This window comes from Rhizobacter sp. P5_C2 (genome assembly GCF_054049715.1).
The window spans coordinates 137425-151852 of sequence record NZ_JBFULV010000001.1 but is presented as its reverse complement, the minus strand read 5'-3'; the positions used below and the strand labels follow the sequence as shown (position 1 = coordinate 151852).

Here is a 14428-nt window from a genome sequence, read left to right as displayed (position 1 = left end):
GTCGGCCAGCGGCTGGCCGGCGGCGGCTTCGAGCTGCCGGCGCGTCAGCACGCCGGGGCGCAGCAGCACCGGCCGCCCGCGCGAGCAGTCGACGATGCTCGATTCGATGCCGACCTCGCAATCGCCGCCGTCGAGCACCAGCAGCGCGTCGCCGAATTCGTCGACCACATGGGCGGCGCGCGTCGGGCTGATGCGCCCGAAGCGGTTCGCGCTCGGCGCCGCGACGCCCGGCACGCCCAGCGCCTTGGCCTCGCGCAGCAGCGCCTGGGCGACCGGGTGCGACGGGCAGCGCAGCCCGATGCTGTCCTGGCCGCCGGCCGATGCGCCGGCGATGCCGGGTGCGCGCGGCACGATCAGCGTCAGCGGGCCGGGCCAGAAGCGGGCCGCCAGCTGCTGCGCGACGGCCGGCCAGTCGGCCGCGAACACCTGCGCCGAGCCGACGTCGGGCACGTGGACGATCAGCGGGTGGTCGGCCGGCCGGCCCTTGGCGGCGAAGATCTTCGCGACCGCGGCGTCGTCGTCGGCACGGGCGGCCAGGCCGTAAACGGTCTCGGTCGGCATGCCGACCAGCTCGCCGTCGGCCAGCGCGCGGGCGGCCCGGGCCACGGCCTGGGCGGTGTCCGCACCGGCGGGATCGCGGGCATCGAGCAGCACGGCAGGTCCTCGGCTCAAGCGCTCACCAGGCCGCGAGGCCCAGGTGCTCGGCGGCCTGCAGCGCGACCGCATTGGCCAACTCGGCCGTCGCGGCGGTGACCGTCAGGTGGCCCATCTTGCGGCCCGGGCGGGCGCTGGCCTTGCCGTAGAGGTGCAGGTGGGCGCCCGGCAGCGCGAGCACCGCGGCCCAGTCGGGCTCGGCTTCGTTGGTGCCGTCGTGGAACCACAGGTCCCCCAGCAGGTTCAGCATCACCGCCGGCGAGTGCAGGCGCGGCGCGGCCAGCGGGGCGCCGGCCAGCGTGCGCACCTGCAGGTCGAACTGCGACTGGTCGCAGGCGTCGAGCGTGTAGTGGCCGGAGTTGTGCGGGCGCGGCGCCATCTCGTTGGCGACCAGCCGGCCATCCTTCAGCACGAAGAACTCGACGCACAGCACGCCGACGTAGCCGAGCGTCGCGGCGATGCGGCCGGCATGCGCGATGGCCTGCTGCTGCACGTCGGGCGTCACGTCGGGCGAGGGCACGCGGGTCACCGCGAGGATGCCGTCGCGGTGCAGGTTCTGCTGCAGCGGGAAGTGCACGCTGGCGCCGTCGGCGCCGCGCGCGACGATCACGCTCACCTCGTAGGCCAGCGGCAGCATCTGCTCGAGCACGCAGGGCACCTGCTTCAGCATGTCCCAGGCGGCGGCGAGCGCGGCGCGGTCGGCCACGCGCACCTGGCCCTTGCCGTCGTAGCCGAGGCGGGCGGTCTTCAGGATGCCGGGCAGCAGCGCGGCGTCGACGGCGTCGAGCTGGGCCGGGGTTTCGATCAGCACGAAGGGGGCACACGGCACGTTGCAGCGGCCGAAGTGCGCCTTCTCGGCGGCGCGGTCCTGGCACACCGCGACCGCATCGCCGGACGGCGCCACCGGCCGCATCGCGGCCAGCGTGCGCAGCGCGGCGGCCGGCACGTTCTCGAATTCGGTGGTGATGGCCGCGCTGATCGCGGCGAGCTGAGTGAGGCCGGTCGAGTCGAGGTAGTCGGCCTGCACATGGTGGTGCGCGACCAGGCCGGCCGGGCTCGCGGCGTCGGGGTCGAGCACCGCGGTGGCATAGCCCATCTGCTGCGCGGCATGCACGAACATGCGGCCGAGCTGGCCGCCGCCCATCACGCCGAGCGTCTGGCCGGGGGGAATGAAGCGCAGGATCATTTCAGGTCGGCACTCATGGCGCGGGCGACCTCGGTCTGGCGCGCACGGTAGGCCTCGAGCTGGGCGCGCAGCGCGGGCTGGTCGCAGGCCAGCATCGCGACGGCGAACAACGCGGCATTGGCCGCGCCGGCGCTGCCGATCGCGAAGGTCGCGACCGGAATGCCCTTGGGCATCTGCACGATGGAGTGCAGCGAATCGACGCCCTGCAGGTGGCGGCTCGCGACCGGCACGCCGAGCACCGGCACGGTGGTCTTGGCGGCCAGCATGCCGGGCAGGTGGGCGGCCCCGCCGGCGCCGGCGATGATCGCGCGCAGGCCGCGCGGGGCGGCCGATTCGGCGTAGGCGAACATGTCGTCGGGCATGCGGTGGGCAGAGACCACGCGCGCCTCGTAGGGCACGCCGAACTCGGCGAGAATCTCGGTCGCGAGGCGCAGGGTCTCCCAGTCGCTGCTGGAACCCATCACCACGCCAACCACGGGGGCGCTGCTCACGGCTCGCTCCAAGGGCTGAACAACCTTGAATTGTAGGCGGCGCGGCCCATCTGACCTCAGCCTGCCTTCCCTTTGCCGGAACACGATGGACATCACGATTCAGAATTTCGAGACCGACCTGATCAACGCCTCGGTCGAGCAGCCGGTGCTGCTGGACATCTGGGCGCCGTGGTGCGGTCCCTGCAAGGCGCTGACGCCGGTGCTCGAGAAGATCGAGGTCGCCTACGCCGGGCGCTTCAAGCTGGCCAAGCTGAATGCCGACGAGCAGCCCGAGATCTCCGGCCAGCTGTCGCAGATGTTCGGCGTGCGCAGCATCCCGTTCTGCGTGCTCTTCAAGGGCGGCCAGCCGGTCGACGGCTTCGTCGGCGCGCTGCCCGAGGCGCAGGTGCGCGAGTTTCTCGACCGGCACGTGCCGAGCGCCGAGGAAGTGGCGGCCGATGAAGACGTGGCCGCGGCCGAAGAGCTGCTGGCCGAGGGCGATGCCGACAGCGCGCTGGAGCGCCTGCAGGAAGCGGTGGCGATCGACCCAGGCAACGACGTGGCGCGCTACGACTACCTGCGCGCGCTGCTGACGGTCGGGCGGGTCGACGATGCGCGCCGCGCATTCGATCCGGTCGCGAGCAAGGTGATGCTGGATGCGCGGCTGGCGGCGGCCGGCCATTGGCTGGCGGCCTGCGAGAAGGCCGCCTCGGCGCGCAGCCCGGAGCAACTGGCGGCGGCGATCGCCGCCAGCAAGCGCGATTTCGACGCCCGCTTCGAGCTCGCGCAGACCCACTTCGCGGCGCAGCGCTTCACGCAGGCGATGGACGAGCTGCTCGAGATCGTGATGCGCGACAAGGCCTGGAACGGCGAGCTGGCGCGCAAGACCTACGTCGCGATCCTCGAGCTGATGAGCAAGCCGGCGCCCAAGGCCGAAGCCGCGGCGCCGAAGGGCGCGCTTGAGGTCACCGGCAAGGTCAACACCGCGCCGGCCGATCCGGTCATCGACCAGTACCGGCGCAAGCTCAGCATGGCGCTGTTCTGATCCGGGCTACGTGAGCGCTGCGTCGAGCAGGCGCAGCACTTCCGCCTGCTCGTCGGCGAAGGCGCGCCATGCGGCCTCGGCCTGCTGCGAGTGCTTCTTCGAGACATCGTGCTGGCCCAGCGCCGCGTAGACCTGCGCCAGCCGGCTGTGCGTGGCGGCCCGGTCATCGAGGTCGCAGTCGGCGCGGTTCGCGGCCTCGGCCGCCTGCGCATCGGCGCGCGCCAGCTCGTTCTGCTTCAGCTGGACCCGGCACCACGCCAGGTCGGCGCGCAGCCAGTTCGCCATGTGGGCCGCGCCCTGCGTCAACGCATGGTCGAGGTGCTGCTCGTACAGCGGCAGGGCATCGACATGCCGCCCCTGCAGCGACAGCAGCTGCGCCCGCAGGACCGGCGCCAGCGCTTCGAGCGCCGCGGTGCCGACCAGCGCATCGAAGTTCTGCGACGACTCGGCACCGAGCAGCGCCTGCCGCGTGGCCTGCGCCTCGCCGGGGCCGCTCAGCACGTTCTGGCGCGCCTGGCTGGTGTTCAGCCAGGCCATGTTGGCCAGCAGCGCCGCGAGCGTCGCTTCGTCGCCCTCGGCGGTGCCATGCTGGCGGGTCAGCGCGTACCAGGGCTGGGCGAGTTCGTAGCGGCCGGCGAAGTGGTAGGTCTGCGCGATCACCAGGCTGATGCGCGAATGGGCCGCATGGTGTCTGGCGTCGGCGAGCTTCAGCGTCTCGGCGACGCGGCGCGCCATCGACACGAAGTCGTGCTTCACGTAATCGAGGTGGGCGAGCCAGGCGCAGCACAGCGCGTGCAGCGCCGGCTCGCGCGCGGCGCCGCTCATCGCGTAGGCGCGGTGGATCTTGTCGATCGCCTCGGCCGAGCCGAGCTTGCCGTAGTGCGCGATCAGCCCTTCGGCCAGGCTGATCCATGCGCTCAGCACCATGTTCGGTTGCCGCGCGTACTGCTGCTGCAGGCCGGTGAGCGTCTTGCGCGCGTCGTCGAAGTGGCCGTGGCGCGCCATCAGGCAGGCGCGTTCGGCGCGCAGGCAATCGGCCTTGACCGGGCTGCCGGCGGAATCGATGGCGGCGTCGAGCTGCTTCAGCAGGCGAGACTGCATGGCGCTCAGGAGGTCAGGCGTTGCAGGGCTTCGCGGTACTTGGCGGCGGTCTTCTCGACCACTTCGGCGGGCAGGGCCGGAGCCGGTGCACGCTTGCCCCAGGGCTGGCCGTCGACGCGGGCCTGCTCCAGCCAGTCGCGCACGAACTGCTTGTCGTAGCTCGGCGGGTTGCGGCCTTCGCGGAAGGCGGCGTCGTAGCCCTCGACCGGCCAGAAGCGCGACGAATCGGGCGTCAGCACCTCGTCCATCAGCGTCAGCGTGCCGTCGCTGTCGAGGCCGAACTCGAACTTGGTGTCGGCGATGATGATGCCCTTCTTCAGCGCGATGCCGGCGGCGCGGGTGTAGAGCTGGATCGCGGTGTCGCGCACGCGGGCGGCGAGGTCGGCGCCGATGATCTGCGCCATCCGGTCGAACGAGATGTTCTCGTCGTGGTCACCCATCTCGGCCTTGGTGGCCGGCGTGAAGATCGGCGCGGGCAGCGGGCTCGCGTTCTTCAGCCCCGGCGGCAGCGCGACGCCGCACACCGACTGGCTCTGCTGGTACTCGGCCCAGCCGCTGCCGGCCAGGTAGCCGCGCACGACGGCCTCGACCGGCAGTGGCTTCAGGCGCTTGACCAGCATCGAACGGCCGCGCACCTGCGGCCGCTCGGCGGCGGTGACGACGCTCTCGGGATCGTCGCCGGTCAGGTGGTTCGGGATGATGCCTTCGAGGTGCGCGAACCAGAACAGCGCCATCTGCGTCAGCAGCTCACCCTTGCCGGGGATCGGCTCGCCCATGATCACGTCGAAGGCGCTGAGCCGGTCGCTCGCGAGCATCAGGATGCGATCGGTGCCGACGGCGTAGTTGTCGCGAACCTTGCCGCGCGCAAGCAGCGGCAGGGAGCTGAGGGTCGAATTGAGGACGGCGTTCATGGAAATCCGGCGCAGGAGCTGAAGCGCCGGATTGTAGTGAGCCACGAGCGGCGAAGCCCGGCGCGGCCGGGCTTCATCAACACTGGGGATGCGGTGTCAGACCACCATCTGCGCCAGCTCGCCCTTCGCGTAGCGCTGAGCCACGTGCTCCAGGCTCTGCGCCTTGATCTTGCCCGATTGCCCCTCGCAGCCGAACTCCAGGTAGCGCTGCTTGCAGATCGCCTTGGCGGCCTCGCGCGCCGGCTTCAGGTACTCGCGCGGGTCGAACTTCTCGGGGTTCTGCATGAAGAACTTGCGGATCGCCGCCGTCATCGCCAGGCGGATGTCGGTGTCGATGTTGATCTTGCGCACGCCGTGCTTGATGGCTTCCTGGATCTCGCTGACCGGCACGCCGTAGGTTTCCTTCATGTCGCCGCCGAACTCGCGGATCGCCGCCAGCAGCTCCTGCGGCACGCTCGAGCTGCCGTGCATCACCAGGTGGGTGTTCGGGATGCGGGCGTGGATTTCCTTGATGCGGCTGATCGCGAGGATGTCGCCGGTGGGCTTGCGGGTGAACTTGTAGGCGCCGTGGCTGGTGCCGATCGCGATCGCCAGCGCGTCGAGCTGGGTGCGCTTGACGAAGTCGGCGGCCTGCTCGGGGTCGGTCAGCAGCTGGTCCATCGTCATCGTCGCGTCGGTGCCGTGGCCGTCTTCCTTGTCGCCCTTCATCGTCTCGAGCGAGCCGAGCACGCCCAGTTCACCTTCGACCGTGACGCCGACCCGGTGCGCGATGTCGACCACCTTGCGCGTCACGTCGACGTTGTAGTCGTAGCTGGCGATGGTCTTGCCGTCGGCCTGCAGCGAGCCGTCCATCATCACCGAGCTGAAGCCCAGGTTGATGGCGCCCTGGCAGACGTCCGGGTTCTGGCCGTGGTCCTGGTGCATCACCAATGGAACCCGGGGGTAACTTTCGACCGCCGCGAGGATCAGGTGCTTGATGAACGGCTCGCCGGCGTACTTGCGGGCACCGGCGCTGGCCTGCAGGATGACCGGGGCGCCGACCTCGTCGGCGGCGCTCATCACGGCCTGCACCTGCTCGAGGTTGTTGACGTTGAAGGCCGGAATTCCGTAGCCGTTCTCGGCGGCATGGTCCAGCAGCTGACGCATCGAAACGAGTGGCATGGCGATGTTCCTGGAAGTGAAGAAACCCTTCAGGCGGCATGAAACCGCGCTGTAACTCTCGGCATTGTACTGAGGCCTTCCACGGGAAAACCCCGTGGCCTCCATGCCTTCCCCCTGAGCCCGGGGGGCGGAAATGGCGGGTGTTCCCGCCGCTTTTCGCGCTCAAGTCGCCCGACCTGCGCGGGACACTGATGGCAACAACCGACTGTCCCGATGGAGGGAGACCCGTCATGGCCCGACTCGACCTGAATGCACTCACGCTGTGGATCACCGCGGCGGCCCATCAACAGCCGCAAGACCTCGCCTCGCAGGTGGCGCAGCGGGCTGGCGTGTCGCGCGCCACCGCCAACAAGGCGCTGCGCCGGCTGACCGAGATGAAATGGCTGGTTCGCGAAGGCAGCGCCTCGCGCCCGCTGTACCGGCCGGGCACGATGCGCCAGGTGGTGCAGCGCTACACGCTGGCCGGGCTGGGCGAGGACCTGCCGTGGTCGCGCGATTTCGCGCCCTGTTTCGAGTTGCCGGATGGCGTGCGCCGCATGGTGCACCACGCCTTCACCGAGCTGCTGAACAACGCGATCGACCACAGCGCCGGCCACAGCGTCACGGTGTCGATGCGCCAGACCGCCAGCCATGCGCAGCTGCTGGTGTCGGACGACGGCCGCGGCCTGTTCGACAAGATCAACGAATCCTTCGCGCTCGACGAGCCGCATCTCGCGATGCTCGAGCTCAGCAAGGGCAAGCTGACCAGCGCGCCGGACCGCCATTGCGGCCGCGGGCTGTTCTTCACGTCGAAGCTGGCCGACGTGTTCGACCTGCATGCGAATGAATCGGCGTTCCAGCACCGCGGCTGGGAAGCCGGCCGCTGGCGCGAAGGCAAGCCGCTGAAGCACGCCGGCACGTCGATCTACGTGGCGTTCGCGCTGGACAGCACGCGCACGCTGGAGCAGGTGCTGCAGGCGCACAGTGCCGACGGTGCCGGCTACGACTTCGAGCGCACCGTGGTGCCGCTGCGCCTGCTGACGACGACGCAGTCGGGGCTGGAGTCGCGGGCCCAGGCGCGCCGTGTCGGTGCCCGCCTGAACCAGTTCCGCCGCGCCGAGGTCGATTTCAGCGGCGTGACCAGCGTCGGGCACAGCTTCGCGGACGAACTGTTCCGCGTGCTGGCCAGCGAGCAGGACGCGCTGGAGCTGGTGCCGATCAACATGCTGCCCGCGGTGGCAGCGATGGTCGGCAGCATCCGCCGCTAGCCGATCCGCTCGGCGCGGTAGCCCTGGGCGCGCATCGCGGCCAGGATTTCCTCGATGTGGGCCACGCCGCGCGTGTGCACCACCACCTCGATCTCCGCGCGTTCCACCGACAGCGAGCTGAACGCCCGCTGGTGCTGCACCTCGTCGATGTTGGCGCCCAGCTTGCCGAGCAGCGTCGCGACGTCGGCCAGTGCGCCCGGCACGTCGCGCACGTCCATGCGCAGGCGCGCCAGCCGGCCCGACTTCACCATGCCGCGCTGGATGATCTCGCCCAGCACCAGCGGCTCGATGTTGCCGCCGGAGAGGATCAGCCCGACCTTGCGCCCGGCGAAGCGCGCGCGGTGCTTCATCAGCGCCGCGAGGCCGACGGCGCCGGCGCCCTCGACCACCGTCTTCTCGATCTCCAGCAGCATCAGGATCGCCTGCTCGATGTCGTCTTCGCCGACCAGCAGCACGTCATCGACATGCTGCTTGATCAACGGCGCGGTCAGCACCCCGGGCACCTTGACGCCGATGCCGTCGGCGATGGTGGCCTGCGCGCTCTCGCGCTGCTGGTTGTGCACCACGTTCCAGACCGCGGGGAAGCGCTCGGTCTGCACGCCGATCACCTGGATGCCCGGCTTCAGCGCCTTGGCGGCGCTCGCGACGCCGCCGATCATGCCGCCGCCGCCGATCGCGACCACCAGCGTGTCGAGCGCCGGCTGCTGCGCCAGCATCTCGAGCGCGATCGTGCCCTGGCCGGCTGCCACGTCGAGGTCGTCGTAAGGGTGCACCAGCGTCAGGCCGCGCTCCTGCGCGAGGCGCAGGCCGTGCGCGCGTGCATCGTCGAAGGTGTCGCCCTCAAGCACCACGGTGGCGCCGAAGCCGCGCGTGCGCTCGACCTTCACGGCCGGCGCGAAGCGCGGCATCACGATGGTGGCGGGAATGCCCAGGCGCTGCGCGTGGTAGGCCACGCCTTGCGCATGGTTGCCGGCCGAGACGGCCAGCACGCCGCGCGCGCGCTCGATGTCGCTCAGCTGCGCGATCTTGTTGAGGGCGCCGCGCTCCTTGAACGAGGCGGTGAACTGCAGGTTCTCGAACTTCAGGAACACCTCGCAGCCGGTGATGGCCGAGAGGGTTCGCGAGGGCACGCAGGGGGTGTCGAGGACCTGGCCGTGCAGGCGCTCGGCGGCGGCACGGATGTCAGCGAGGGCGAGAGTCATGCAGTGATTGTGGCTGGCTTCGACAAGCTCAGCCCGACCCTTCGACAAGCTCAGGGCGAACGGAGGTTGCTCAGCCGACGCGGCACACCTTCAGCATGTTGGTACCGCCCGGGTAGCCCATCGGCTCGCCGCAGGTGATCGCGTAGGTGTCGCCCGGCTTCAGCACGCCCTTCTCGACCAGCAGCAGCTCGGCGCGCTTCAGCGCCTCGTCGCGGTCGCTGAAGTTCGGCATCAGCAGCGGGCGCACGTTGCGGTACAGCATCATCTTGCGCTGCGTGACCACCTGCGAGGTCAGGCCGTAGATCGGCACGTGGATCTTGTGGCGGCTCATCCACAGCGAGGTCGAACCGGATTCGGTCAGCGCGAGGATCGCCTTGCAGCCCAGGTGGTACGCGGTGAACAGCGCGCCCATCGCGATCGACTGGTCGATGCGGCCGAACTTCTTGTTCGTGAAGCCGGCGTCCAGCGAGATCTCCTCGGCGCGCTCGGCCTCGATGCAGATCGTGGACATCATCTCGATCGTCTCGACCGGGTACTTGCCGGCGGCCGTCTCGGCGCTCAGCATCACCGCGTCGGTACCGTCGAGCACCGCGTTGGCCACGTCGCTCACCTCGGCGCGCGTGGGCACCGGGTTGACGATCATCGACTCCATCATCTGCGTCGCGGTGATGACCACGCGGTCCATCTCGCGCGCCATCTTGATCATGCGTTTCTGCAGCGCCGGCACCGCGGCATTGCCGACCTCGACCGCCAGGTCGCCGCGCGCGACCATGATGCCGTCGCTCGCGCGCAGGATGCTCTCGAGCGCGGGGATGGCCTCGGTGCGCTCGATCTTCGCGATCAGCGCCGGCTTGTGGCGCCACGGCTCGCCGGCGACGTTGGCCAGCTGGCGCGCCATTTCCATGTCGGTCGCGTTCTTCGGGAAGCTCACCGCCAGGTACTCGCACTGGAAGCTCATCGCGGTCTTGATGTCCTCCATGTCCTTCGCGGTCAGCGCCGGGGCCGTCAGGCCGCCGCCGGCCTTGTTGATGCCCTTGTTGTTGGACAGCTCGCCGCCGATCACGACCGTGGTGTGCACCTGGTCGCCGCGCACCGCGTCGACCGTCAGCTTCAGCAGGCCGTCGTTCAGCAGCAGCGTGTCGCCGGGCTTCACGTCGCGCGGCAGTTCCTTGTAGTCGAGGCTCACCATCTCGTTGGTGCCGAGCGCGGTGCTGCTGGCATCGAGCACGAACTTCTGGCCCTGCTCGAGCATCGTCTTGCCGCCTTCGAACTTGCCGACGCGGATCTTCGGGCCCTGCAGGTCGGCCATGATGGCCACTTCCTTGCCGGCGGCGCGGGCGACCTCGCGCACGAGGGCGGCGCGGTCGATGTGGTCTTGCGCCTTGCCGTGCGAGAAGTTGAGCCGCACCACGTCGACGCCGGCGCGGATCATCTGAGCCAGCACCTCCGGCGAACTGGAAGCGGGGCCGAGGGTGGCGACGATCTTGGTGGCGCGTGGCATGGGAGTCTCCGGTCTTGTCGTTGTGTGCGGCGCGATGAGGGCCGCGGGGGCGGCCTTGCGGCCGGTATCAGCCCTGGGCACGGCGCTGCAGAATCTCGAAGGCGGGAAGAGTCTTGTCTTCAAGGACTTCGAGGAAGGCGCCGCCGCCGGTCGAGATGTAGCCGACATCCTTCTCGATGCCGTACTTCGCGATCGCCGCCAGCGTGTCGCCGCCGCCGGCGATGCTGAACGCGCCGGAGTCGGCGATCGCGCGCGCCAGCGTCTCGGTGCCGTGCGCGAACGCATCGAACTCGAACACGCCGACCGGGCCGTTCCAGACGATGGTGCCGGCGGCCTTCAGCTGGGCGGCGAGCTTCGCGGAGGTTTCGGGGCCGATGTCGAGGATCAGGTCGTCCGGCTCGACGGCCGAGGCCGCCTTCACGGTGGCCGGCGCATCGGCCGCGAACGCCTTCGCGGTGACGACGTCGGTCGGGATCGGCACCGCGGCGCCGCGTGCCTTCATCGCCTCGATCACCGCCTTGGCCTCGCCGACCAGGTCGGCCTCGACCAGCGACTTGCCGATCGGCAGCCCGGCGGCCAGCAGGAAGGTGTTGGCGATGCCGCCACCGACGATCAGCTGGTCGACGTTCTTCGCGAGCGACTGCAGGATCGTCAGCTTGGTGCTGACCTTGCTGCCGGCGACGATCGCCACCAGCGGGCGCTTCGGGTTGGCCAGCGCCTTCGTGATCGCATCGATCTCGGCGGCCAGCAGCGGGCCGGCGCAGGCGATCTTCGCGAACTGCGCGATGCCGTAGGTCGAGGCCTCGGCGCGGTGCGCGGTGCCGAAGGCGTCGTGCACGAAAATGTCGCACAGCGCGGCCATCTTGCGCGAGAGCTCTTCGCTGTTCTTCTTCTCGCCCTTGTTGACGCGGCAGTTCTCGAGCAGCACCACCTGGCCCGGCGCGACCTGCACGCCGCTGCTGTTGCCGCCCACCCAGTTCGCGATCACCGGCACCTCGCGGCCGAGCAGCTCGCCCAGGCGCTTGGCGACCGGGGCCAGCGAATCCTCGGGCTTGAACTCGCCCTCGGTCGGGCGGCCCAGGTGCGAGGTGACCATCACGGCGGCGCCGGCCTTCAGGGCCAGTTCGATGCAGGGCACCGAGGCGCGGATGCGGGTGTCTTCGGTGATGCGGCCGGTGGCGTCCAGCGGCACATTCAGGTCGGCGCGGATGAACACGCGCTGGCCTGCAGCTTTGCCTTGGGCTGCAAGGTCTTCAAAACGGAGAACGTTCATGGGCGGCCAAAGTTTAGAGGGGGAATTCTAGGGATGCCGCAGGCGCAAAAGTTACGAAGCGGTTCCGAGATCCATTGGACACCAGCCGGGCATTCCAACGCCAGCGCCAATGGGGTCCGTCAACCCTACCAGCCCAGCAGCAGTTTCAGCGGCACCAGCACGGCCATGCCGACGACGATGGTGCCGAGGATGCCGCGGCGCCAGAAGAAATACGCCGTGGCGGCCGGCACGGCGTACAGGCGGGCGTCCTGCCAGGTGCTGATCAGCTGGCCCTGGCTCATCAGCAGTTCCGGCACGACGACGGCCGCCAGCGCGGCCAGCGGGGCGTAGCGCAGGCCCCGCTGCACCCAGCCGGGCAGGCGCAGCTCGCGCTCGGGGATCAGGAAGAAGCAGCGCGTGACGACGGTGATCACGGTCAGGCCGATGATGGTGATCAGTGATTCGAGATCGCTCATCCGGTGACTCCATCGCGCGGCTTCGTGCGCATCAGCGACGCGAGCACGCGACGCCCCGCATCGCCGCCGCCGTCGATCATCAGCCCGACGCACACCGCGGCGGCGATCGCGACCACGATGTTGAGCCGGTACGGCAACGCGAAGGCGGCCACCGCGGCCGCGCCGGCCACGACCGCCGCAAAGCTGGTCGCCTTGTCGGACAGCAGCGAGTAGCCCAGCCCCAGCAGCGCCAGCACGCCGGCGAAACCGAGGCCCCAGTGCGTCGGCACCACATCGGCCAGCACGATGCCGAGCACCGACGGCACCTGCCAGGCCACCCAGCTCATGAAGCTGCTGCCGAGGAAGTATTCGATCTGGCCCTCGTCGTCGCTCGGCTCCTTGAACTTCTTCATGAAGAGCACGTAGTTCAGGTCGGCTGTCAGGTAGCCGAACAGCATCCGCTGGCCGCGCGGAAAGCGCATGAAGAAGGGTCGCCAGTGGGCGCTGAAGATCACGAAGCGCAGGTTCACGCACAGCGCGGTGGCCCAGATCACCCAGGCCGGCGAGCCGGCGCCCATCAGCGGGATGGCTGCCAGCTGCGCGCTGCCGGCGAACACCGCGAAGGTCATCAGCAGCGACAGCGGGATCGAGAGGCCGGCCTTCACCATCGCGACACCGGTCACCAGGCCCCAGGCGGCGATGCCCAGGCTGACGCCGGACATCTCACGCGCGCCGGTGGCGAACTGGGGGTGGCGGACGAGGGCGCGCAGCGAGGAACTCATGCGGGCATTGTCACCGCATGCGGGTTATCCCGCTGTCAGGTGTCGCTGTGCTTGGCGGGCTTGGTGCCCGACGCCTTGGCCGGCCGCTTCTCGGGCGCGGGAGCGGCCGCCTCGGCGGGGGCCTCGCCTTCGGGGGCGGCCTTGGCCTCGGCTTTCACGTCGGCGCGCATCTCGGCCTTGGTGTCCGCCTTGCTCTCCGATTTGGCGGCGCCTGCGATCTGCGGCACCACCGGCTCGATCTTGTTCTCGCGCATGTAGTCGTTCATGTCGCGCCAGCCGGCGAACACCGAGGCCTTGTCGGCCTTCTTGTTCAGCGTGTAGCAGTCCTCGATGGCCCGGTTGGCGTGGCGGCACGCGCCGCCGATCGCGCGGCCATCGGCCTCGCGCGCCGCGGCCAGCTTCTCGGCCGAATCGACGCCCAGCATGTCGCAGCCGGCGAGGGCGGCGGTGCAGAGCAGGAGCGCGGGGATCAGGTGGCGTGGCATGGCGGGCAGTGGTCGGGGGACGGGTCTGTGGTCGCAGTGTCCGCTGCTTCGCGGCCGGGGCAGGCGTGAAAAAGCCCCTCGAAGAGGGGCCAGTTCGGGGCTTTGGCGATGCGGCTCAGGCGGGCCGCATCGCCATCAGGCGCGCGACGCGTTCTTCGGTCGACGGGTGGGTCGAGAACAGCCCCCGCAGCCCGCCGCCGGACAGCGGGTTCATGATCATCATCTGCGCCGTCTCCGGGTGGCGCTCGGCGGCCTCGAGCGGCGTGCCTTGCGCGTAGCGGTGGATCTTCTGCAGCGCGCTCGCCAGCGCCTGCGGGTCGCCGGAGATCTCGGCACCGCCGCGGTCGGCCTCGAACTCGCGGGCCCGGCTGATCGCCATCTGGATCAGGCTTGCCGCCAGCGGCGCGAGCAGCATCATCAGCAGGCCGACGATCGGGTTGTGCGGCCGGCCTTCGCTGTCCCGGCCACCGAAGAACATCGCGAAGTTGGCAAGCATCGAGATCGCGCCGGCCATCGTCGCGCTGACGGTGCTGATCAGGATGTCGCGGTGGCGCACGTGGGCCAGTTCATGGGCCATCACGCCGCGCAGCTCGCGCTCGCTCAGCACGCGCAGGATGCCGGTGGTGGCCGCCACCGCCGCGTGCTCCGGGTTGCGGCCGGTCGCGAAGGCGTTCGGTGCGTCTTCGTTGATCAGGTAGACGCGCGGCATCGGCAGTTGTGCCCGCTGCGCGAGCTCGCGCACCATCCGGTAGAACTGCGGCGACGAGGTCTCGTCGACCTCCTGCGCGTTGTACATGCGCAGCACCATCTTGTCGGAGAACCAGTAGCTGAAGAAGTTCATGCCGACGGCCACGACCAGCGCGATCATCATGCCGGCGCGGCCGCCGATCATCGCGCCGATGGCCATGAACAGCGCCGTGATGGCAGCCATCAGCACCGCGGTCTTCAACAGGTTGAACATGGGGAAACCCTTTCT

The 14428-nt window shown here is 69.8% G+C and carries 15 protein-coding genes; 2 read left to right on the top strand and 13 right to left on the bottom strand.

All coding sequences use genetic code 11. From position 1 onward, the window contains the following. The 3 genes from ACXJLU_RS00785 to purE all read right to left on the bottom strand — a co-directional run. A partial coding sequence (locus ACXJLU_RS00785; RefSeq protein WP_457328615.1) for an L-threonylcarbamoyladenylate synthase occupies nt 1-654 on the bottom strand: 654 nt, incomplete at its 3' end. A gap of 22 nt (nt 655-676) precedes the next feature. After that, complete coding sequence (locus ACXJLU_RS00780; RefSeq protein WP_457328614.1) at nt 677-1840, bottom strand: 5-(carboxyamino)imidazole ribonucleotide synthase; 1164 nt, start codon at nt 1838-1840, stop codon at nt 677-679. After that, a complete protein-coding gene (purE, locus tag ACXJLU_RS00775) occupies nt 1837-2301 on the bottom strand; it encodes a 5-(carboxyamino)imidazole ribonucleotide mutase (protein ID WP_073466067.1) in 465 nt (154 codons plus the stop codon). Before purE ends, ACXJLU_RS00780 begins: the two co-directional genes overlap by 4 nt. A gap of 115 nt (nt 2302-2416) precedes the next feature. Here purE and ACXJLU_RS00770 point away from each other — a divergent pair, with 115 nt between their 5' ends. Next, nucleotides 2417-3355: a tetratricopeptide repeat protein gene (locus ACXJLU_RS00770; protein WP_457328613.1), complete on the top strand. Its 939-nt coding sequence runs from the start codon at nt 2417-2419 to the stop codon at nt 3353-3355. Between the two features lie 6 nt (nt 3356-3361). Here ACXJLU_RS00770 and ACXJLU_RS00765 read toward each other — a convergent pair whose 3' ends face one another. The 3 genes from ACXJLU_RS00765 to fba form a co-directional block, all read right to left on the bottom strand. Continuing rightward, entirely contained in the window at nt 3362-4456 is a 1095-nt protein-coding gene (locus ACXJLU_RS00765) for a hypothetical protein (RefSeq protein ID WP_457328612.1), read from the bottom strand. Between the two features lie 5 nt (nt 4457-4461). Next, nucleotides 4462-5367, bottom strand: coding sequence for a phosphoribosylaminoimidazolesuccinocarboxamide synthase (locus ACXJLU_RS00760; protein ID WP_457328611.1), 906 nt, complete (start codon nt 5365-5367; stop codon nt 4462-4464). Between the two features lie 96 nt (nt 5368-5463). Further along, entirely contained in the window at nt 5464-6528 is a 1065-nt protein-coding gene (fba, locus tag ACXJLU_RS00755; RefSeq protein ID WP_073465986.1) for a class II fructose-bisphosphate aldolase, read from the bottom strand. 230 nt (nt 6529-6758) lie between these two features. On the opposite strand from fba, the gene ACXJLU_RS00750 reads away from it, so the two are divergent. Continuing rightward, nucleotides 6759-7775 carry an ATP-binding protein gene (locus ACXJLU_RS00750; protein WP_457328610.1) on the top strand — a complete coding sequence of 339 codons (1017 nt, stop codon included), beginning with the start codon at nt 6759-6761 and terminating at the stop codon, nt 7773-7775. Here the strand turns inward: ACXJLU_RS00750 and ACXJLU_RS00745 are convergent. The 7 genes from ACXJLU_RS00745 to htpX all read right to left on the bottom strand — a co-directional run bounded on the left by ACXJLU_RS00745 (nt 7772) and on the right by htpX (nt 14413). Beyond that, a complete protein-coding gene (locus tag ACXJLU_RS00745; protein ID WP_457328609.1) occupies nt 7772-8977 on the bottom strand; it encodes a threonine ammonia-lyase in 1206 nt (401 codons plus the stop codon). The two genes, ACXJLU_RS00750 and ACXJLU_RS00745, sit on opposite strands and share 4 nt — an antisense overlap. A gap of 70 nt (nt 8978-9047) precedes the next feature. Beyond that, nucleotides 9048-10478: a pyruvate kinase gene (pyk, locus tag ACXJLU_RS00740; RefSeq protein WP_073465989.1), complete on the bottom strand. Its 1431-nt coding sequence runs from the start codon at nt 10476-10478 to the stop codon at nt 9048-9050. 67 nt (nt 10479-10545) lie between these two features. Further along, nucleotides 10546-11751, bottom strand: a complete 1206-nt coding sequence (locus ACXJLU_RS00735; RefSeq protein WP_457328608.1) for a phosphoglycerate kinase — start codon at nt 11749-11751, stop codon at nt 10546-10548. A gap of 125 nt (nt 11752-11876) precedes the next feature. Next, nucleotides 11877-12206: an AzlD domain-containing protein gene (locus tag ACXJLU_RS00730; RefSeq protein WP_457328607.1), complete on the bottom strand. Its 330-nt coding sequence runs from the start codon at nt 12204-12206 to the stop codon at nt 11877-11879. Further along, nucleotides 12203-12967 (bottom strand): AzlC family ABC transporter permease, encoded by a 765-nt coding sequence (locus ACXJLU_RS00725; protein WP_457328606.1) that lies wholly within the window; start codon nt 12965-12967, stop codon nt 12203-12205. The genes ACXJLU_RS00730 and ACXJLU_RS00725 overlap by 4 nt, the downstream gene beginning before the upstream one ends. Before the next feature lie 35 nt (nt 12968-13002). Further along, nucleotides 13003-13452 (bottom strand): hypothetical protein, encoded by a 450-nt coding sequence (locus tag ACXJLU_RS00720; protein WP_457328605.1) that lies wholly within the window; start codon nt 13450-13452, stop codon nt 13003-13005. A 115-nt stretch (nt 13453-13567) separates the two neighbouring features. Next, nucleotides 13568-14413 carry a zinc metalloprotease HtpX gene (htpX, locus tag ACXJLU_RS00715; protein WP_457328604.1) on the bottom strand — a complete coding sequence of 282 codons (846 nt, stop codon included), beginning with the start codon at nt 14411-14413 and terminating at the stop codon, nt 13568-13570. Nucleotides 14414-14428 lie beyond the last annotated feature (15 nt).

Bases quoted from the DNA above. Each gene is read 5' to 3' on its own strand.
- ACXJLU_RS00780 (WP_457328614.1), bottom strand. From the start codon at position 1,840: ATGATCCTGCGCTTCATTCCCCCCGGCCAGACGCTCGGCGTGATGGGC.
- purE (WP_073466067.1), bottom strand. From the start codon at position 2,301: ATGGGTTCCAGCAGCGACTGGGAGACCCTGCGCCTCGCGACCGAGATT.
- ACXJLU_RS00770 (WP_457328613.1), top strand. From the start codon at position 2,417: ATGGACATCACGATTCAGAATTTCGAGACCGACCTGATCAACGCCTCG.
- ACXJLU_RS00765 (WP_457328612.1), bottom strand. From the start codon at position 4,456: ATGCAGTCTCGCCTGCTGAAGCAGCTCGACGCCGCCATCGATTCCGCC.
- ACXJLU_RS00760 (WP_457328611.1), bottom strand. From the start codon at position 5,367: ATGAACGCCGTCCTCAATTCGACCCTCAGCTCCCTGCCGCTGCTTGCG.
- fba (WP_073465986.1), bottom strand. From the start codon at position 6,528: ATGCCACTCGTTTCGATGCGTCAGCTGCTGGACCATGCCGCCGAGAAC.
- ACXJLU_RS00750 (WP_457328610.1), top strand. From the start codon at position 6,759: ATGGCCCGACTCGACCTGAATGCACTCACGCTGTGGATCACCGCGGCG.
- ACXJLU_RS00745 (WP_457328609.1), bottom strand. From the start codon at position 8,977: ATGACTCTCGCCCTCGCTGACATCCGTGCCGCCGCCGAGCGCCTGCAC.
- pyk (WP_073465989.1), bottom strand. From the start codon at position 10,478: ATGCCACGCGCCACCAAGATCGTCGCCACCCTCGGCCCCGCTTCCAGT.
- ACXJLU_RS00735 (WP_457328608.1), bottom strand. From the start codon at position 11,751: ATGAACGTTCTCCGTTTTGAAGACCTTGCAGCCCAAGGCAAAGCTGCA.
- ACXJLU_RS00730 (WP_457328607.1), bottom strand. From the start codon at position 12,206: ATGAGCGATCTCGAATCACTGATCACCATCATCGGCCTGACCGTGATC.
- ACXJLU_RS00725 (WP_457328606.1), bottom strand. From the start codon at position 12,967: ATGAGTTCCTCGCTGCGCGCCCTCGTCCGCCACCCCCAGTTCGCCACC.
- ACXJLU_RS00720 (WP_457328605.1), bottom strand. From the start codon at position 13,452: ATGCCACGCCACCTGATCCCCGCGCTCCTGCTCTGCACCGCCGCCCTC.
- htpX (WP_457328604.1), bottom strand. From the start codon at position 14,413: ATGTTCAACCTGTTGAAGACCGCGGTGCTGATGGCTGCCATCACGGCG.